Genomic DNA, 18,622 nt, shown 5'->3' with positions numbered 1-18,622 from the left:
GGAGGGGACCGGCCGGTCCGGACCGGTTCGGACCATCGGGTGTAGGTGATCGGTTGTGGGTGCCCGGTTTCGGGTGCCTGTGGAACCGGCGCCGTCGTGGGTCAGGTGGACGATGAGATCAGACGGTAGCGGTACTGCGGCCCAGATTCGACAGCTTGGAGGCCAAAGTAACCGCTCACTCCGATGTTGGGCCGGATGCGGAGGAAGCCGATCGGCACCGGGCGTCAGGCACCGGCCCCGGGCTGGCGCGGCACCCGTTCCGGACGGACCCCGTCGACCTGCCCCAGCGAGGTCAGCGCGGCCACGGTGCGCAGCCAGGACACCGTCAGCTCGGCCCGTGCCGCCTCGGACGTGCCCGGGTCGTCGAGGGCGTCCGCTACCGGGCGGACGACGCCGTCCGGCCCCGTCCAGATCGGGCTGTAGGTGAGACCGACGACCATCCAGCCGAGCGCCGTGCGCCGTACCCGGGCGTGCAGGAGCGCGCCGTCCCGCTCCCGGTCCCGCCCGGCGGCGTCCACGCCCGGTTCGGCGCCTGCTTCCCCGCCAGGGACGCCGCCGGCACCGCCGCTGAGGCCGCCCGCTGCCGGGATGGTGATCGAGCCCGTCCCGTAGGCGACGTACTTGCCGTCGACGCGTTCGACCGGCCGCACCGTGCCGGCGCTGGTGCCCACGACCAGGTCAACGAGCGGGGAGCGGAGCAGCTCGCGCGCGGTCATCCGCTGCCGCTGCGTCGGAGCCGTCCCCGTGGGCGCTGTTCCCGTCGGCGCGCTCCGCGCGGATTCGGCCTGGTCGGGGGCCCAGGACAGCGCGACCACGACGAGGTCGGCGCCGGCCTGGCGGGCGCGGGCGGCGTCCCGCAGGATCCGCGCCGGGTCCAGCTCGTTGACCGTCCAGCCGGGCGGGTCCGCTCCGGGTGAGCCGGGAGCGGGGTCGGTGCCGGCGTCCTCGGTGTAGGACAGCAGCGAGATCTGCGCGCCGCGCACGGGCAGCAGCGACAGGGTGGCGGCGTCCAGCGGCTCGCGGGCCGTGCCGCTGTGGTCGATCGCCGCGCCGTCGAGGGCGTCCAGCAGGCCGCGCACCCCAGCACCGCCCAGCCGGGCCGCCCGGCCGGACGCGGTGGCGCACGCGCCGAAGCCCACCCGCCGCAGGGCCTCGGCGATGACCTCCGGGTGGGCGGTGGGAGCCGGCCCGCGGCAGATCGCGAGGTCGGCGGAGGACAACAGGCTGCCGAGCGGTGCCAGCGCCGCGCGGGCGCTGGACGGGTCGAGGACCAGATCGCCGCTGAAGGTCAGGGTGAGCTCGGTCGTGTCCCCGGCATCGGACGGGCTGCCGGCCCGCGGTGGCCACACCGGCCCCGGCCGCTGACCGGTCGCAGCGCCCCAGGGGGGCTGTTCCGCCTCTTCCGTCGTGGCGCCCCGCGTGGGTGGCCCCCCGCCGCTGCCTGCGGGCGGCGGGCCACCGGCCCGGCCAGGGCCGAGGGTCAGGACGTGCCGGGTCAGGACATCGGAGAAGAGCCCGAGGCCCAGCGCCGCCATCGCCAGGACGCAGACCGCCGCCACCAGGAGCCGCGCCTGCGGCGGGTCGTGCCGCGCCGGCGGCGGGTCGTTGTGACCCGCCGCCGGCGGTGACTCGTGGCGTTCCGCGGCTCCCGCCGGCCCGGAACGGCCCGCCGGGCGAGGCGGGCCGCGGCGCGGGCCGCGTGCGGAGCGTCTGCGGGACATCGTTCCCATCGCCTGGGCCTGATCGGAGGGGCGGACCCCTCTCAACCTAGGCGATGGGTGTTGGCCTCACTACTTTTAGTAGCTGGATCCGGTGCTGATCGGATCTTGTCGGTGGTGAGGTCGATCCTGCCGTCAGACGGCGGCGTTCCCCTCGGCCGCCGAGATCGCCGGCACGGACTCGACGATCCGCGTCAGCATGGAGAGCAGGGCGGTGCGTTCGTCCGCCGAGAGCGGGGAGAGCAGGAGGTCGTTCATCCGCTCCACCCGCCCAGCGACATGGCTGTGCGTCGATTCGCCGCGCTGCGTGAGCCGCAGTACGTTGCGGCGGCCGTCACGGGGATCGCGCACGCGGCGGATCAGCCCCCGCTGCACCAGTCGCGCGACCACGTCGGCGACGGTGGAGCGGTCCAGCGACGCCCGTTCGCCCAGCGTGCGCTGGTCGATGTCGGGGTCGGCGAGCAGGCTGTTGAGAACCACGAACTGTGGCGGGGTTGTCTCGGTGGACACAGTGGCGGTCCACAGTTGATATGTGACCTGCTGCAGACGGCGGGCAAGCTGTCCGGGGTGTGTCGACAGGTCTGCTACGGGCCGCGCGCGGCCGGGGTCGGTCTCCTCGGCCGGCCGTCTCGGTCCCGGGTATCGCTGGTTCACGGCGTCCTCACCGGTTTCGATGGTCACATGCTCGGTTCGTGCGGGCGGGGTCAGGGCTTCGTTCCATTCCGGGCTGGAGGGCGGGGACGTTCGAGCGCGCGACGGCAGGGCTTCGCGTTGGTCATCATCTCGCATCTCTACGCCCGTTGCCGGCAAGCCGGAGGAATCGAGCCAGGACGACCCCCCGGAACGGGTAACTCATCCGGCATGCGTCAAAACATCACTACTCGCCGAAAGATATCCGCTGACCGGTCATCGGTCGCCGCGCCGCGTGTCTCTCGTGGTGTCCGTGGGGTCTCACCGCCCGCGTCGACCGCGCCGCCGCACGGGCCGAGCTATGCCGGATGGACAGTTTCCACTGGCCCGACAGTGTCATCGCCGACAGCTCGGCGTAGCCCGTCAGGGCCGTTGCCGAAGCGCGGGACCAGCGGCTTCAAAGCACGCTCCGGCGCAGCACGGCGGCGTGTGGCGACTGCGGGAGTGCATATGTCCGCGGGACCTATGTCGGGAAATATCGTCGGCGGCTACCGGATGGTGCGTACACTCCTCGCTCTGAGGGATGCGTACGTCACGCCCGTCCCGCGCGGGAACAACAAGGCGCACTTCTTCGTCTCGGCCGTGAACAACGGCCCGGACGCGGGCGCCGGAGCGCCTTCCGACCGGCGTTCCGCGGAAGCGGTAGGCGGTGGAACGGCGTCGGCCGCGTGCAGTTGCCGCCGCCGGAAGACCGTGTGCGTACGTGTCGTGAACACGACATGGGGCCGGCTCTGTCACTGAGGTGCTGCCGCGCTGTTGTGTCCGAATTGGCGGTGATGCGCCCGCGCGCCGCCCGATGCGGGGGGTCCCGGCACCGGATGCGGCCTTCGGGGAGTCAGGACGATCGGCGCGGGTACCCCGATGGCCATGGATGATGCGCCCCGCGGTCTGCGGGAAAGTCTCAAACGTGTCGCCGTGACGCTGAAAGAGGCGGAGATCCCCTTCGCGCTCGGCGGCAGCTACGCGTGCTGGGCCCGCGGCGGGCCGGAGCCCGTGCACGACGTGGACTTCATGCTCCGCGAGGCGGACGTCCCGCGTGCCGTGGAGGTTCTCTGCGCCGGTGGGCTGCGCCCGGTGGACCCGCCCGAGGACTGGCTGACCAAGGTCTTCGACGGCGACGTCCTGGTCGACCTGATCCATCACCCGGTCGGGCGGGCGGTCACCGACGAGATGCTGGCCCGCTCGAGCGAGATGTCCGTCGACTCGGTCCGGATGCCCGTCCTCGACGCCACCGACTGGTTCGAGATGACCCTGCTCGCCCTCGACGAGCGGTACTGCGACCTCGGCCGCGTGATCCCCATGATCCGCGCGATGCGCGAGCAGGTCGACTGGGAGCAGGTCCGCCGGGCCACCGCCGAGTCGCCGTTCGCCGAGGCCGTGCTGCTGGTCGCCACCCGGCTGAAGCTGATCCCGCCGCACGTCGTCACCCCGCCGCGCGCCGCACGCGCCGTGGATGCCGTGGACGGGGTGGGTGCCGCGGGCGCCGCCGAGCCGGTCGCCGTCCTGGACGTCACCGAGCCGGCGGAGTACCTGGCCGGTGACCTGCACGAGCGCCTGGCGGAGGATCCGCGGGTCGCCGAGCTCGGCCTGGACGTCGCCGTCGGCCCGGAGGGGATCACCGTGCGCGGGGAGGTGGCCACCGAGGCCCGCCGCCGCGCGGTCGACGCGGTGCTGGCCGACGCCGTGCCCGGCCGGCCCGTCCGCAACGACGTCATCGTGTCGAAGCGCGACTCACCGTCGACGATGGAGAGTGTGTCGTGATCCGGATCGCCGCGGTCGGGGACATCCACCTGGGCACCGACTCGCGTGGGTCCTTCGCGCCCTGCCTGGCCGGGATCGGCGACCTGGCCGACGTCCTCCTCGTCGCCGGTGACCTGACCCAGCACGGACGGGTGTCCGAGGCCGAGGTCGCCGCGGGCGAGCTCGCGACGTCGGAGATCCCGGTGATCGCCGTCCTCGGCAACCACGACCACCACAGCGATCAGGCCGACGAGGTGGCCGCCGTACTGGGGCAGGCCGGTGTCGAGGTGCTCGAGGGCTCCGTGGCGCTGGTTCGGGCCGGCGGGTGCTGCCTCGGCGTCGCCGGGGTCAAGGGCTTCGGCGGAGGCTTCGCGGGCGCCAGCGGCAGCGACTTCGGGGAGCCGCAGATGAAGGCGTTCGTCCGGCACACCAAGGAGGTGAGCGCGGGTCTGCGAGCCGCCCTGGAGAGCCTGGAGTGCGACGTGCGGGTAGCTCTCACTCATTACGCGCCCGTCCCCGACACCCTCGCGGGCGAGCGGCCGGAGATCTTCCCCTTCCTCGGCAGCTACCACCTGGCGGAGGCGGTGGACGCCGGCGGCGCCCAGCTGGCACTGCACGGGCACGCCCACGGGGGGACGGAGAAGGGGCGGACGGCCGGTGGTGTCCCGGTGCGCAACGTGGCCCGTCCGGTGATCGGGAAGGCGTTCGCGCTGTATGAGGTGAGCGCCCGGCTCGACCCGGCCGCGGCGGTTCCGGCATCCGTCTAGGCACCTTCCCTCGCGTTTCGGGTACCAGGGGGCTGAGGGCTTCACGAGGAACGCGACGAAGGCATCACGAGGAAAGAGGACGCCGCATGTCGATGGATCGTGGCAGCGCCAAGCACGGGCCCAAGCGCGACGAGCTGATGGCCCACGAGGTCGCCGGCATCGTCCGCGCGCGCCGGGACACCCGAGCAGAGGAATGGAGGTCACCGGAACCGCCTGGCGAGGACGCCCCCGCGCTCGCCTCCCGCCCGGACAGCGCCGGCGTCCTCGGCAGTGCTCCGCCCGGGATGACGACGGTGGACGTCGAGGAACGCTCGGAGCTGGCCCGCTGGCTCGGGCGCGCGGTCTTCCCCGCCGAGCGGGACGAGGTGATGGACCACCTGCGCCACCAGCACGCGCCGGACCGGGTGGTCGACGAGGTCCGCGCGGCGCCCGAGGGGGTCCAGTTCACCTCGCTGGGCCAGCTCTGGCGCGCGTTGCGCGACGACGCACACGTCGAGTCGCACCGGTACTGAGCCCGCGCCGGGCGGGGCACGCGGGCGAGCCGCGGGTGCGGGGCGCTGGTGCCGTAAACCGGGAACCGGGGTGAGGAACGTCGCGGGTGAGGGGGCACATCGGTGGGCGAGGCAGGCATGACGCTCCGGAGCACGGGCACAGACGCTGGCATGGATGGTCCTGTCCTGGAACGACGCTCCCGCCAGCGGCGCCGGCCCTTCGGTGGCCCGCAGGTACCCAGCCCGATCGGCGTGCGCCCCGACCCCGTCGACGCGGAGGGCGCGCGTGCGCCCGCACCGGCCCGTCAGGCTCCGGCTCGCCCCGCTTCGGCTGGTGGGGCATCGGTCCGTCAGGCACCGGCCCGACAAGCTTCGGCTCGCCCGGTCACGGCTGGCGCGGTCACGGCTGGCGCGGCTTCGGCCCGCCGGGTTCCGGGTCGTCCGGCTCCGGCCCGGTCCGCGGCCGCGCGGCGCGGGAACGGGGTGTCCGGGTGGGTGGGCGCGCATCCGGTCGCCTTCGGGCTTGTCGGCGCGGGTGTTCTGCTCGTCGCCTCGGCACTGGTCGGCGCGCTGGACCTGTTCGCGGTGGGGGCCGTCTTCGGATTCTGGACGCTGATCGCCGCGACGGGGCTGGTGCTCGGCCGTCCAGGCGTCGACTGGCGGGTCCCGACCGAGGAGATCCGGGCCGGTGCCCGCCGCGCCGCCGCCGTCGGCCGACGGGAGGCCGCCCGGGCGGCCCGCGGGCTGGCACGGACGGGCAGTACGACAGCCCGCCGCGTCCAGCGCCGGGCACGGCGCGACCGTCCGGCCGGCGACTAGTGGGCCACTGGCGGCTGGTCAGCGACCAGTGGTGAGCCGGTGACCAGCCGCCAGTGGCTGGCCATATGGCCCACTCACCGGCGGGGCTGTTAATTACTTTCCGTAGTTGAGGTGGCGCGCAAACCGTCATGCCAAGGCGTGCCGGACCGCCGAGGTGGGTAGGGGACAGCCATGGCTGGGACCTTGGGCGGTGTGTGCGGGCCGGGATCCTCCGACCTGCTGGCAACATTGGCGGACGGCCTCGACGAGCGGGAGCGCGACGAGACCCTGCAGATCATCACCAGGCGGCTCAACGCGGAGCGCGCGGCCGCCGTCGGTGGTCAACGCGACCGCCAGGTGGATGTCGGCACCCGTAGCCGAGCCGCACGCACGCGCCGCAGCCTGCAGCCCGCCGCCCGCACGACCCGCCCGCGCGACGACGCTCATCCTTAACCGGGACGGCGCTCACCTGTGGCGCGGACGGCGCTCACCCCTGGCGTGAGCGCCACCCACGGCCCTTCCAGCGCAACCGTGGCGGCTGAGTGAGTCCATGGACACTCTCAGCCGTCACACATCGTTTCGGTCGGCCCGACCGGGGCCTGGCTCGCCTGCCGGGCCCCGAACCTGCTTGCGGTGGTGTGGCTGTCAGCCGCAGCAGCCGCCGCCGCAGCATGCCCCGCCGCCTCCGCCGCCCCCGGTGGCCGGCGCCGTGGCCATCGCGGGCGCGGATGCGCCGCGGCTCACCGCGACCGCGGAGAAGACCCGTGAGGTCTCGGCGTGGCCGGCAGGGCAGGGCGCCGGTGCGGTCGTGTCACTGTTCATTCCGCGGCGGACCTCGAAGGACGCGTCGCAGACACGGCATCGGTACTCGTATGCGGGCACCGGCCAAGGATAGGCCGGCGATCGGCCGCGGCGCCGGCCGATCGCCCACCCGGAGCATGCACCTGTCAGGGGTGCCTGATCAGAGGCGCTCGATGATGGTCGCGTTCGCGAGGCCGCCCGCCTCGCACATCGTCTGCAGCCCGAACCGGCCGCCGGTCTGGTGCAGCGCGTGCACGAGGGTCGTCATGATCCGGGCGCCGCTGGCGCCGAGCGGGTGGCCGAGCGCGATCGCGCCGCCCCGGGCGTTGACCTTCTCCGCCGATGCGCCGATCTCGGCGCGCCAGTCCAGCACGACCGCGGCGAAGGCCTCGTTCACCTCGAACAGGTCGATGTCGTCCAGGCTCAGGCCCGAGCGCTCCAGCACCCGGCGGGTGGCGGGGATGACGCCGCGCAGCATCAGGAACGGGTCGTCGCCGACGACGGCGAAGCTGTGCAGCCGGGCGAGCGGGCGCAGCCCCAGTTCGCGGGCCCGCTCCGAGGTGGTGATCAGCAGCGCGGCGGAGCCGTCGCTGATCTGCGAGGCGTTGCCGGCCGTCACGTTCCAGCCGATCTCCGGGAAACGCGCGGCGGTGGCCTCGTCGTAGAAGGCCGGGCGCAGACCCGCGAGGGCCTGCGTGCTCGACGCCGGGCGGATGCCCTCGTCGGCGGAGAACTCGACGACCGACCCGTCCGGCCCGGTGACCTTCACCGGCGCGATCTCCGGGGTGAACAGGCCATCCCGGGCCGCGGTGGCGGCGCGCTGGTGGCTGGCGAGGGCGAACTCGTCCATCTCGGCGCGGCCGAGGCCCCGCCGCGCGCCGATCAGCTCGGCGCTGATGCCCTGCGAGATCAGCCCGTCCGGGTAGCGGGCGTTGATCCGGGTGCCGTGGCTGTCTCCGGGGAGCGTCGCGGAGCCCATCGGGACCCGCCCCATCGACTCGACACCACAGGCCAGGACCATGTCGTAGGCGCCGGCGATGACGCCCTGCGCGGCGAAGTGGACGGCCTGCTGGGACGAGCCGCACTGGCGGTCGACGGTGGTCCCGGGCACCGACTCGGGCAGTCCGGCGGCCAGGGTCGCCCAGCGGGCGATGTTCGCGGCCTGCTCCCCGCTCTGGGTCACGCAGCCGGCGATGACGTCGTCGATCAGCGCCGGATCGACGCCGGACCGCTCGACGGCCGCGGAGATGCTGTGCGCCAGCAGGTCGATGGGGTGGACGGGGGCGAGGCTGCCGCTGGCGCGTCCCCGCCCGATCGGGGACCGCACCGCTTCGACGACGACGGCGTCACGCATCGGAGGCTCCTTCTCCAGGAGTGAGTTCGAAAACCAAACTCACTGGTTTTCCCAGTGTGCGCGCAGTTAGTTGGAAAAGGCAACTGATGGAGCTGTGACCGCCGGCCGGGCGGATCGTCCGGGTGCGGGTCCCGGGCGGCGGCGGGGAGCGCGCATACCCTGATGTGCATGACGGATTCGCGATCATGAACGATTCCGGATCATGAGCGAGTCCGGGGGAGGCGTGGCCCCGCCGGTGGTCGCGTGGATCGAGCGCGACACCGCCACCGACCGCGACACCGACCGCGACACCGACACCGACACCGGGATGGCCACGGTTCTGGTCGAGAGCCGGATCAGGGGGACCGTCGTCGGGCTGGACCCGGCCGGCGCGGTGGTGCTGTCGGTCGGCGACCCGACCGCGGTGATCTCCCCGCGGTCCACGGTGAAGCCGATGCAGGCCGTCGGGATGCTGCTCGCCGGGCTCGACGCGGCGTTCGGCTCCGGTGCAGGCGCCGCTTCCCGTGCTGCCGCCGTTTCCGGTGCGGGCGATCCCGCTTCCGGCGTCGGAGATTCCGACTCCGGCCATCCCGACTGCGGGGCCGCCTCCGAACGGGGCGGCGGAATCCCGTCCGAGCTGCTGGCGATCGTGTCCTCCTCGCACAGCGGTGAGCCCGAGCAGCTGGCGGCCGTGCGGGCCGTGCTCGCGGCGGCCGGGCGCGGCGAGGACGCCCTGGCCTGCCCCGCCGACCTCCCCATCGGGCGGCTCGCCCACGAGCGGCACCTGGCCGCCGGCGGCGGGCCCGAACGGCTGTTGATGAACTGCTCCGGCAAGCACGCCGGGATGATCGCCACCTGCGTCGCGGCCGGGTGGCCGGTGGCCGGCTACACCGACCCGGCGCATCCGCTGCAGCGCCGGATCCGGGCCGTGATCGAGGAGCTCACCGGTGCCACGATCACGTCCACCGCGGTGGACGGCTGCGGTGCCCCGCTGTTCGGCATCCCGCTGCTCGGCCTCGCCCACGGGATGCGCGAGATCGCCCTCGCCGCCGCCGGCCCGCGCTCGCCTCGGCAGCGCGTCGCGGCGGCGATGCGGGCCTTCCCGGCCCTCATCGGCGGTCCGGGGCGACCGGACACGGAGCTGATGCTCGCCGCCCCGTGGATCATCGCGAAGGACGGCGCCGAGGGGGTCACCGTCGCGGCGACGGCGGCGGGGTACGCGGTGGCGGTCAAGATCGAGGACGGCTCCCAGCGTGCGGCTATGCCAGTCCTGGTCACCGCGCTGCGCCGCATCGGCGCGCTCGACCCCACCCCGGGCCCGGGCGCCGCCGTGGGCCTGGATGCCGGCAGGCTCGACGCCCTGGCCGCTCCCGCGGTGCTCGGTGGCGGGGTGCCGGTCGGTCGGCTGCGCCCGTTCCTGCCGTCCGCCCCCTGAGGCGTTCGGCGGTCCGGCTTGCCGGCCCCGGTCCCGTCGGGGCCCGGCCGTGGTGGTTCAGTGAACGCCGGTGAGCGCGGGCCGGTGAGCGGGTTCCGGGCTTCCGGCCGCGGTGCCCGCCCGGTGTCCGGGGGTTGGCGGGCGCTTGGCGGGCGCTTGGTCGGGTGGTTTGACGTGCCTGAAAGCGGTGTCACGTGCGCGTGATGGCGTGGGTGTGCAATGCTGTCCGTCACATAAGCCTCACTCTGGGACATGATCTGGGGGCGGGAGCAGCCCGGACGGTTCGTCCGGTGACACATCAGGCGACACGCGTGATCCGCTTTACAGGATGGGGATATGTCCGACAACTCGATGATCGCCGCCCAGGTCGCGACGCTCGTCGACGAACCGGGAGTCACCGAACGCCTGACCGTGACCGGCCCCCCGGACGTCCTGCCGAGCCTTTACCAGGTGACAACCATTGCGACGGCCAGCGTCGCCGCCGCGTCCGTCGGCGCGGGCCGGTTACTGGCCGCGCGCAACGGGAGCCCGTCCCAGCCGGCGGTCACCGTTGACACCCGGCACGCCAGCGCGGCCTTCCGTAGCGAGCGGTACCTGCGGCTCGACGGACGTCCGCTGCCCAACCCCTGGGACCCGATCTCGGGCTACTACCGGACGGCCGACGACCGGTGGATCCAGCTGCACTGCAACTTCCCGCATCATCGCAACGGCATTCTGGAACTGCTCGACACGCCGAACGACCGGGCGGCGGTCGAGCGGTCGGTGGCCCGTTTCGAGGCCGAGTCCCTCGAGCTCGAGCTCCAGGCGATGGGGATGTGCGCCACGATGGCGCGCGACGAGGACGAGTGGCGGGCGCACCGGCAGGCCAAGGCCGTCGCCGAGCTGCCCGTGCTGGAGACCGAGCGGATCGGGGACGCCCCCGCGCTGCGGCCCGAGCCGGCGGACCTGCCGGCCGAGGGTATCCGCGTGGTGGACATGACGCGGGTCATCGCCGGCCCGGTCTGCGGGCGGACGCTGGCCTCCCACGGCGCCGAGGTGTTGCGGGTCGGCGCCGCGCATCTGCCGGAGGTCCGGTCGGCGCTGATGGACACCGGGTTCGGCAAGCGCAACACCTTCCTGAACCTGCGCGTCGCCGCGGACGCCCGCAGGCTGCAGGAGCTCGTCTCGACGGCGGACGTCGTGCTCCAGGCGTACCGCCCGCGCGCCCTGGACAGGCTGGGCTTCGGTCCGGACGCGCTGGCGCGCCTGCGCCCGGGGATCGTCGTCGCGACGATCAGTGCCTACGGCCGGAGCGGGCCGTGGAGCGGCCTGCGGGGCTTCGACAGCCTGGTCCAGACGGCGTCGGGCATCTCGTGGGCGGAGGCCGAGGCCAGCGGGGAGGAGGCGCCCCGTCCGCTGCCCGCCCAGGCTCTCGACCACGCGACCGGGTATCTGGCGGCGCACGGCGTGCTGTCGGCGCTGGCCCGGCGCGCGGTGGAGGGCGGCAGCTGGCAGGTGCGGGTCTCGCTGGCCCAGACCGGCCGGTGGTTGCAGAGCCTCGGCCACCACGACACCCTCGCCGCCCCGGACCCGACCCGGGCCGACGCGGAGGAGTTCTGCCGGCGCCTGCGCAGCGAGTTCGGGGAGCTCTCCTACGTGGCCCCACCGGGAACGGTCGACGGCCGGGCACCGGCCTGGACGATGGCGCCCGCCTCGCTGGGCACCAGCCCGCCCGACTGGGAGCCCCGCCCGGCCTGACCGCCCGGCCCGGGCGTGCGGCCCGGGCGTGCGGCCCGATCGGGCCGTTCGTGCCATGTGGCAGGTCGACGTCGCGTAGGACTGGGTCTGCGACATCTCGGCGGCGGGCGGGACGGGCTCCGTGGACTCCGGGCCGCGGCCGGACCTCCCCCTCGGCTCGCCGTCGAGAATCAGGTGCCGGACTGCCCGCGGGCGGCGGTGAAACCGGAGGAGAGACAGCATGATCAGGCGACCGGCCCTGGGCGCGATCGTCGCCGCCGCCATGACGGTGATGATCGTCGCGGCCTGCGGCGGTGATGGTGTCTCCTCGTCCGGCGACCGCCGCCGGACGGTCACCATCGGGTTCCAGGGCGTGCTGTCGGGCGACGACGAGCAGCTGGGTGTCAACGCCCTCTACGGGGTGCGCACGGCGATCGAGGAGATCAACGCGGACGCCAGCCTGCCGTTCCGGGTCGAGCTCGTCTCCTCCGACGACGGCGGGTCACCCGAGCGGGCGCCGGCCGCCGCGCGCAGGCTCATCGACGACTCCGATGCGGTGGCCGTCATCGGCCCGATGCTCTCGGACGCGACAGAGGCCAGCGAGCCGTTCTACAGCGAGGCCGGCCTGCTCTCGGTCAGCCCGTCCGCCACCGCCCCGGCGCTCACCGACCTCGGCTTCACCACCTTCTACCGGGTCGTCGCCCCCGACTCCGTGCAGGGCCGGGCCGCGGCCGACTACATCTCCACCGTCCTCGACGCGGGGAAGGTGTACTCGGTCGACGACCGCAGCGAGTACGGCATCGGCCTGTCCACCGCGCTGGAGGCGGAGCTGTTCTCCGACGGCGTCGACGTCGTCCACGGCGGCGTCGACCCGGCCCGGGACTACACCCGCGAGGCAGCGGAGATCATCGCTGAGGCGCCGGACGTACTCTTCTACTCCGGTCAGTACGCCGACTTCGCGCTGCTCAACAAGGCGCTCGAGGACGGTGGCTTCACGGGCACCGTCATGGGCGGGGACGCGACCCGTGACCCGGACTTCGTCACGCGGACGGGCGCGGCTGCCGCCGAGGGCGCCTACTTCTCGTGCGCCTGCAGCGACGTCGACACCGACCCGGCGGCGAAGGAGTTCGTGGCCTCGTACAAGGACGTCAACGGCGGGGCGTTGCCCGGGACCTACTCGGGGGAGGCCTACGACGCCACCTGGGCCGTCGTCGACGTCCTGAAGCGGCTCGGGAACAACATCAGCCGGGAGTCCGTCGCGCGGGCCTTCCGCACCGTCAGCTGGGACGGCCTCACCAGGAAGATCGAGTTCGAGGAGAACGGCGAGCTCAAGCGCTCGACCGTCTACCTGTACAAGGTGCAGGACGGTGAGATCACGGATCTTGGACGGATCTCGGACCTGATCGGCTCCTGACACTCGCCCGTCGCCCGTCAGCGGTGCTCGTGTTTCGGTGCGTGGCCTCGTATGGCCTAGTCGCTGTTGGCGAGGGACGATGTGCTTTCCGTGTCGCGTCCCGCGGAAAGAGGGCAGGCCGCCGAATGACCGTGTCAGCCGAATGATCGTTCCTACCGAATGATCGCGTCCACGCCGACGGCGGTGCCCTCGGGCACGAGCCTCGGCCGGCTGGCCGAGCTGTCCATCGAGCGGACCGGCGGCACCGGTCCGCTGATCTTCGAGGAGCGGCGCTGGACGGCCGCGCAGCTCGCGGCCCGGGCCCGGCGCCTGGCCGGCGGGCTGCGCGCGGCCGGGCTCGTGCCGGGGGACAGGGTCGCGGTCTGCATGGCGAACTGTCCCGAGGTCGGCATCACCTACCAGGCGGCCTGGTGGGCCGGCGCGGCCGTCACGCCGGTGCTGTTCCTGCTCGGGGAGACGGACCTGCGTCACGTGCTGGCCGACAGCGCCGCCTCGTTCGTCGTGACCACCCCGGACTTCCTGGACAAGGTCCGCGCGGCGGCCCGGGGCCTGCCCGCGCTGCGTGCCGTCGTGCTGGCCGAGCAGGCCGAGCCCGCGCCCGCCGACCGTGCCGGGCCACCTGTGCTGTTGTTCGCCGAGCTGGAGTCCGCGGCCGAGTCCGACCTGGTGGACGTCGACCCGTCCGGTATGGCCGCGCTGCTCTACACCGGGGGGACGACGGGGCGCGCCCGGGGCGTGGTGCTCTCCCATGACAACGTCTCGGCGGCCGCGTGGGCGGTGCACTCGATGCGGTTGGGCGAGGGCCTGCCCGGCCTGCTGCCCCTGCCGATGTCGCATGTCTACGGGATGACCGTGAGCGTCATGGCCACCTACGCCGAGACGCCGGCGACGGCTGTCCTGATGCGCTGGTTCGAGCCCGTCCGGTTCCTGGAGCTGGTGGTGGAGCACCAGGTGGCGCAGACGGCGATCGTCCCCGCCATGGCCCGGATGATCCTGGACCAGGATCTCGACGGCTACGACCTGTCGGCGCTGCGCCAGGTGGTCTCCGGGAGCTCGGCGCTGCCGCGTGAGGTGGCCGACGAATGGGCGCGCCGGCTGCCCGGGGTCGAGCTCGTGGAGGGCTACGGCTGCACCGAGGCGTCGGCGATCGTCACGGTGATGCCACCGGGGCGGACCCGGCTGGGCAGCGTCGGCCGCCCGGCACCCGGCGTCGAGCTCCGGATCGAGGCCCTGAACGCCGCCGACGGCTACCATGACGGCCCGCCCGGGGAAGCGGGTGGTTCGCCGGTCGGGGAGATCTGCGTGCGCGGGCCGGGCGTCATGCTGGGCTACTGGCGTGATCCTGCGGCGACCGCGCAGGCGGTCCGCGCCGGATGGCTGCACACCGGCGACGTCGGCCGCCTTGACCGGGACGGCTTCCTGTACCTAGTCGACCGGATGAAGGATCTGATCATCCGAGGCGGGTTCAACATCTACCCGCGGGACGTCGAGGACGCGCTGCGGGAGCACCCGGACATCGCCGAGGTGGCCGTGATGGGCCGCCCCGACCGCCGGCTCGGCGAGGAGATCGTCGCGTTCGTCCAGCTCGGCCTGGGCACGGACGTCTCGGCGGAGGCACTTGTCCGGTTCGGGCGGGAGCGGCTCGGGCCGCTGCGGTACCCGCGTGAGGTGCGGATCGTCCTGGCGATCCCGCTCACCAGCATGCTCAAGACAGACCGGGCGGCCCTGCGGGCGATGCTCACGCCGTCAGTTCCGCCGGCTTCGCTGGCGCCGTCGGCGCACGGCTCGTCACCCTCGTCGCCCCGGTCGCCAGGGAATTCCGACTCCGTCGCGCGGCACGGCGGGCCTGTTGGACCGGTGCCGCGAGTTTCGTCGTAGGGTGAGGCTGGCTGAACCTTCCACTAACGTAAGGGTTGTTCGTCTCCCATGGTGCGGTTGCCGCTCAACGGAGTTTTCTCGCCCCCGGGCCGCCTGACGGGCCGGGCGGCCGTGGTGACCGGTGCCTCCAGCGGCATCGGTCACGCGATCGCGCTCGACCTCGCCGCCGCCGGGGCATCCGTCCTGGCCACGGGGCGGGACGGCGCGGCATTGTCCCAACTCGCGCGCACGGCCGCCGCCGGCCGGGTCGACCTGCGCGTCTTCGCCACCGAGATCACCGACGCCGACGGCCGGGAGCGGCTCGTCGAGACGGCCCGGGCGGAGCTAGGGGAGATCTCTGTGCTGGTCCACTCGGCCGGGGTCTACCACAGTGGTCCGATGACGATGGCGAGTCTCGCCGACCTTGACGATCAGTATGCGGTCAACCTGCGGGCCCCGTATGCGCTGACCCAGCTGCTGCTACCCGATCTCACTCGCACGCTGGGCGACATCATCTTCGTCAACTCCACCCAGGGCCTGTCGGCGAGCCCGGAGGTCGGCCAGTACGCCGCGACGAAGCACGCGCTGCGCGCGATCGCGGACAGCCTGCGCGGCGAGCTGGGGCCGAAGGGACCGCGGGTCTGCACCATCCTGCCTGGTCGGACGGCCACCGCGATGCAACGGAAGATTTTCGAGACGGAGGGTCGGGACTGGGATCCCGAGGCCCTAATGCAGCCCGAGGACGTCGCGGCGATGGTGCTCTCGGTCGTGGAGCTGCCGCGTCGCGTCGAGGTGACCGACATCGTGATGCGACCGGCGCAAAAGGTCTCCTGATCCGGCGAGAGCATATTGTTCTCCGGGTTCGGTGCGAATTACGCGAGAATTCCACGAGGATTTCCGCGGCGGTGCCGCCTCAACGGCTGGTTGGCCGTGACGGCAACCGTTGGTGAACGTCCCACGGATTCAAAGGGAGCTCCCCGCGGGGATGCAAGGCTTGCTGCGCTGACCCCGCAACGACAGGAGTTCCCATGTCCAGAGCGGCCAGGATCCTTGGCGCTCTCGCGGTCGCCGCCGCAGCTTTGCTGGGCACGTCGACCGCCGCCTCCGCGGCGACACATGAACCCGTCATCTTCGTCTACGGATTCAACGGATCGACATCCACCTGGACCGACATGGTCGCCGACTTCCAGGCCAACGGCTGGTCGTCGTCCGACCTGGTCGTGTTCACCTACGACTCGCACCAGTCGAACGTGACGACCGCGAACCAGCTGGCCGCCAGAATCTCCTCCGTGCGCAGCGCGACCGGCGCGGCCAAGGTGGACCTCGTCACCCACTCCATGGGCGCGCTGTCCTCGCGCTATTACCTCAAGAACCTCGGCGGGACGTCCGTCGTCGACGACTTCGTGTCGCTGGGTGGCCCGAACCACGGGACCAGCACCGCGACCCTGTGCGGATGGCTCTACACGGCCTGCTCGGAGATGAGCCCGGGATCGTCCTTCCTGAACACCCTGAACTCCGGTGACGAGACTCCGGGCGCGGTCAACTACGGTACGTGGTGGTCGTCCTGCGACGACACCATCAACCCGGATTCCAGCGTCTCCCTCTCGGGTGCCACGAACACCGCCGCCGGTTGCCTCGGCCATTCCGAGCTGCACGACGACAACACCGTGGCCAGTCAGGTCAGAGCCTTCATCGGTTGAGCTGGGCTGAGCCGGGCTCAGCCGCCGAGCGGGCGGCTAACGAGCGATCCTGGTCCGGTGTGTGCGAACGTCCCGGGAACGGGTACGCCGAGGCGCACCATGAATGGTCACGATCCGGCACGCACCCGGTTGGCGGGCTGGTTGCGCCGTCTGCCGCTGCAACGCCGCAACCGCGATAGCCCCGCCCCGCCGCCCGCGTCACCGCCCCCTCCCATGCCTGAGGAGGCGGTGGTGGCCGAGGCGGTGGTGGCGGACACCGCCAGCCCCGATCCGCCGCGGGACGACGAGGAACACGCAGAGGAACACACAGAGCTGGACGACCTGCTGCGGGCCGTGGCCCGGGAGGGCTTCGGGTTCGCCGAGCTGCGTCCCGGCCAACTCGAGGCGATGCGGGCCGTCACCGCCGGCCGGGACATGCTGTGCGTCCTGCCGACCGGGGGTGGCAAGTCGGCCGTTTACCAGATTCCGGCCCTGCTCACGGCGGGGCCGACCGTGGTCGTCTCGCCGCTCATCGCGCTGCAGCGCGACCAGGTGCGCGGGCTCACCGAACGCCTGGGCGGCCTGCTGGACGCGGTGCCCGCCGGCCCCGGGACCGCCGCCAGACCCGACGCCGGCCAGTCCGGTGCGCGTCAGCCTGACGCTGACGCGCCCGCGGTGGCGGCGAACTCGCAGAGCGGGCGCGGCGCGGCGCTCGCGGCGATCGACGCCGTCCGCCACGGCCGGGCCGAGTTCCTGTTCCTTGCTCCCGAGCAGCTCGCCCGCGACGACGTCCGGGAGGCGCTTCGCGAGGCGCGGCCCTCCCTGTTCGTCGTGGACGAGGCGCACTGCATCTCCAGCTGGGGCCACGACTTCCGCCCCGACTACGCCCGCCTGGGCCAGGTGATCGACGACCTCGGCCATCCGGTGGTCGTCGCGCTGACAGCCACCGCGTCGCCGCCGGTGCGCCGGGAGATAGCCGAGCGCCTGCGGCTCGAGGATCCGGCGGAGATCGTCCGCGGCTTCGACCGCCCGGAGATCACCCTGAGTGTCGAGTCGTTCGTCGACGACGACGAGAAGAAGGCCCGGCTGGTCGAGCGGATCGCCGCCGAGACCAAGCCCGGCCTGGTCTACACGGCGACCCGGCGTGGCGCCGAGGATCTCGCCGCCGAGCTCGCGGACCTCGGGCTCACCGCGAGCGCGTACCACGCCGGGCTACGCGCGGCGCGCCGCCGTGAGGTCGAGGAGGACTTCATGGCCGACCGGTGCGACGTCGTCGTGGCGACGACCGCGTTCGGCATGGGCATCGACAAGCCCAACGTCAGGTTTGTGATCCACGCCGAGGTGGCCGACTCGATCGACTCCTACTACCAGGAGATCGGACGCGCCGGCCGCGACGGCCAGCCGGCGGTCGCGGTCCTGTTCTACCGGCCCGAGGACCTGGGCCTGCGTCGCTTCTTCGCCTCGTCACGCCCGGACGAGACCGCCCTGCGCCGCGTCGCCGTGCTGCTCGGCCACGCCGAGGAACCGGTGAGCGCGCGCGCCCTGGCCGACGCCGCCGGGGTCGGCGACACCGCGCTGACCCGCATGGTGGACCTGCTCGAACGGGCCGACGCGGTCACCGTCCACGACGACGGCCGCATCGAGCGCAGTGCCGGTGCGCCGGAACCCGAGCAGGCCGCGGGCCGCGCCGTCGAACTGGCCGCGGCGCGGGTCGAGTTCGAGCGGTCGCGGGTCGACATGATGCGCGGGTACGCGGAGACCCGCGACTGCCGGCGGCGTTACCTGCTCGCCTACTTCGGCGACACGTCCCCCGCCGCCTGCGGGAACTGTGACGTGTGCCGGTCCCGTCTGCCCGGGCAGCGGGTGCCGGGCGGCGAGGGCGGGGCCGCGGCCGCCGCCGGTTCCCCGGCGCCGGTGGGCGACAACGAGGCCACGGCGGAGGTCTCGCCGTTCCCGGCCGGGCTGGCCGTCCGTCATGTGCGGTGGGGGCCCGGCCAGGTGATGAAGGAGGACGGCGACCGCATCACCGTCCTGTTCGACGAGGTCGGATACCGCACGCTGTCGGTGGCGGCGGTGACCGAGCGGGGCCTGCTGGCGGTCGCCGACTAGCCCCGCTGTAACGTCACCGCCGGCCCGCGCTGGCCGGTCGTTTCGTCAGCGACCGCGGTGCCCCGCACCGTCGA

General features: G+C 73.1%; 16 protein-coding genes. 12 read left to right on the top strand and 4 right to left on the bottom strand.

The annotated features are described in order from the left end of the window. Positions 1–224 precede the first annotated feature (224 nt). Positions 225–1,721 (bottom strand): CapA family protein, encoded by a 1,497-nt coding sequence (locus FRANEAN1_RS32325; protein ID WP_347176841.1) that lies wholly within the window; start codon positions 1,719–1,721, stop codon positions 225–227. 132 nt (positions 1,722–1,853) lie between these two features. Further along, the gene (locus tag FRANEAN1_RS32320; protein ID WP_230202790.1) at positions 1,854–2,228 is read right to left on the bottom strand and encodes a MarR family transcriptional regulator; all 375 of its coding nucleotides are present in this window, start codon (positions 2,226–2,228) and stop codon (positions 1,854–1,856) included. A 1,095-nt stretch (positions 2,229–3,323) separates the two neighbouring features. Here FRANEAN1_RS32320 and FRANEAN1_RS32315 point away from each other — a divergent pair. The 5 genes from FRANEAN1_RS32315 (at position 3,324) to FRANEAN1_RS32295 (ending at position 6,657) form a co-directional block, all read left to right on the top strand. Continuing rightward, positions 3,324–4,169: a phospholipid-binding protein gene (locus FRANEAN1_RS32315; RefSeq protein WP_347176840.1), complete on the top strand. Its 846-nt coding sequence runs from the start codon at positions 3,324–3,326 to the stop codon at positions 4,167–4,169. Continuing rightward, on the top strand, positions 4,166–4,915 hold the full coding sequence (locus tag FRANEAN1_RS32310) for a metallophosphoesterase (RefSeq protein WP_020463889.1): 750 nt from the start codon (positions 4,166–4,168) through the stop codon (positions 4,913–4,915). The genes FRANEAN1_RS32315 and FRANEAN1_RS32310 overlap by 4 nt, the downstream gene beginning before the upstream one ends. An 86-nt stretch (positions 4,916–5,001) precedes the next feature. After that, the gene (locus FRANEAN1_RS32305) at positions 5,002–5,427 is read left to right on the top strand and encodes a DUF2795 domain-containing protein (RefSeq protein WP_020463888.1); all 426 of its coding nucleotides are present in this window, start codon (positions 5,002–5,004) and stop codon (positions 5,425–5,427) included. Positions 5,428–5,901: 474 nt separating this feature from the next. After that, on the top strand, positions 5,902–6,225 hold the full coding sequence (locus tag FRANEAN1_RS44305) for a hypothetical protein (protein WP_347176839.1): 324 nt from the start codon (positions 5,902–5,904) through the stop codon (positions 6,223–6,225). A 171-nt stretch (positions 6,226–6,396) separates the two neighbouring features. Then, positions 6,397–6,657 (top strand): hypothetical protein, encoded by a 261-nt coding sequence (locus FRANEAN1_RS32295; protein ID WP_347176838.1) that lies wholly within the window; start codon positions 6,397–6,399, stop codon positions 6,655–6,657. A 192-nt stretch (positions 6,658–6,849) separates the two neighbouring features. On the opposite strand, the gene FRANEAN1_RS39885 is transcribed toward FRANEAN1_RS32295, so the two are convergent. Further along, complete coding sequence (locus tag FRANEAN1_RS39885) at positions 6,850–7,086, bottom strand: zinc ribbon domain-containing protein (RefSeq protein ID WP_083788379.1); 237 nt, start codon at positions 7,084–7,086, stop codon at positions 6,850–6,852. Positions 7,087–7,165: 79 nt separating this feature from the next. Then, a complete protein-coding gene (locus FRANEAN1_RS32285) occupies positions 7,166–8,359 on the bottom strand; it encodes a thiolase family protein (RefSeq protein WP_020463886.1) in 1,194 nt (397 codons plus the stop codon). 202 nt (positions 8,360–8,561) lie between these two features. On the opposite strand from FRANEAN1_RS32285, the gene FRANEAN1_RS32280 reads away from it, so the two are divergent. The 7 genes from FRANEAN1_RS32280 to FRANEAN1_RS32250 all read left to right on the top strand — a co-directional run bounded on the left by FRANEAN1_RS32280 (position 8,562) and on the right by FRANEAN1_RS32250 (position 18,548). After that, positions 8,562–9,773, top strand: a complete 1,212-nt coding sequence (locus FRANEAN1_RS32280; protein WP_041255022.1) for an asparaginase — start codon at positions 8,562–8,564, stop codon at positions 9,771–9,773. A gap of 336 nt (positions 9,774–10,109) precedes the next feature. Further along, complete coding sequence (locus FRANEAN1_RS32275) at positions 10,110–11,510, top strand: CoA transferase (protein ID WP_020463884.1); 1,401 nt, start codon at positions 10,110–10,112, stop codon at positions 11,508–11,510. 220 nt (positions 11,511–11,730) lie between these two features. Further along, the gene (locus FRANEAN1_RS32270) at positions 11,731–12,903 is read left to right on the top strand and encodes a branched-chain amino acid ABC transporter substrate-binding protein (protein ID WP_020463883.1); all 1,173 of its coding nucleotides are present in this window, start codon (positions 11,731–11,733) and stop codon (positions 12,901–12,903) included. 159 nt (positions 12,904–13,062) lie between these two features. Next, a complete protein-coding gene (locus FRANEAN1_RS32265) occupies positions 13,063–14,781 on the top strand; it encodes an AMP-binding protein (protein WP_020463882.1) in 1,719 nt (572 codons plus the stop codon). A 48-nt stretch (positions 14,782–14,829) separates the two neighbouring features. After that, positions 14,830–15,594 (top strand): SDR family NAD(P)-dependent oxidoreductase, encoded by a 765-nt coding sequence (locus tag FRANEAN1_RS32260; RefSeq protein ID WP_020463881.1) that lies wholly within the window; start codon positions 14,830–14,832, stop codon positions 15,592–15,594. 194 nt (positions 15,595–15,788) lie between these two features. Next, the gene (locus FRANEAN1_RS32255; protein ID WP_020463880.1) at positions 15,789–16,460 is read left to right on the top strand and encodes a triacylglycerol lipase; all 672 of its coding nucleotides are present in this window, start codon (positions 15,789–15,791) and stop codon (positions 16,458–16,460) included. 228 nt (positions 16,461–16,688) lie between these two features. Further along, entirely contained in the window at positions 16,689–18,548 is a 1,860-nt protein-coding gene (locus FRANEAN1_RS32250; RefSeq protein WP_347176837.1) for an ATP-dependent DNA helicase RecQ, read from the top strand. Positions 18,549–18,622: the final 74 nt, after the last annotated feature.

This window comes from Parafrankia sp. EAN1pec, from assembly GCF_000018005.1.
In the GTDB taxonomy this organism is placed as follows: Bacteria; Actinomycetota; Actinomycetes; order Frankiales; family Frankiaceae; genus Parafrankia; species Parafrankia soli.
This window is presented reverse-complemented; position numbering and strand designations above follow the sequence as displayed.

Coding starts and splice junctions, on each gene's coding strand:
- FRANEAN1_RS32265 (WP_020463882.1), top strand. CDS start 13,063: ATGATCGCGTCCACGCCGACGGCGGTGCCCTCGGGCACGAGCCTCGGC.
- FRANEAN1_RS32260 (WP_020463881.1), top strand. CDS start 14,830: ATGGTGCGGTTGCCGCTCAACGGAGTTTTCTCGCCCCCGGGCCGCCTG.
- FRANEAN1_RS32295 (WP_347176838.1), top strand. CDS start 6,397: ATGGCTGGGACCTTGGGCGGTGTGTGCGGGCCGGGATCCTCCGACCTG.
- FRANEAN1_RS32305 (WP_020463888.1), top strand. CDS start 5,002: ATGTCGATGGATCGTGGCAGCGCCAAGCACGGGCCCAAGCGCGACGAG.
- FRANEAN1_RS32280 (WP_041255022.1), top strand. CDS start 8,562: ATGAGCGAGTCCGGGGGAGGCGTGGCCCCGCCGGTGGTCGCGTGGATC.
- FRANEAN1_RS32255 (WP_020463880.1), top strand. CDS start 15,789: ATGTCCAGAGCGGCCAGGATCCTTGGCGCTCTCGCGGTCGCCGCCGCA.
- FRANEAN1_RS32270 (WP_020463883.1), top strand. CDS start 11,731: ATGATCAGGCGACCGGCCCTGGGCGCGATCGTCGCCGCCGCCATGACG.
- FRANEAN1_RS32325 (WP_347176841.1), bottom strand. CDS start 1,721: ATGTCCCGCAGACGCTCCGCACGCGGCCCGCGCCGCGGCCCGCCTCGC.
- FRANEAN1_RS32275 (WP_020463884.1), top strand. CDS start 10,110: ATGTCCGACAACTCGATGATCGCCGCCCAGGTCGCGACGCTCGTCGAC.
- FRANEAN1_RS32285 (WP_020463886.1), bottom strand. CDS start 8,359: ATGCGTGACGCCGTCGTCGTCGAAGCGGTGCGGTCCCCGATCGGGCGG.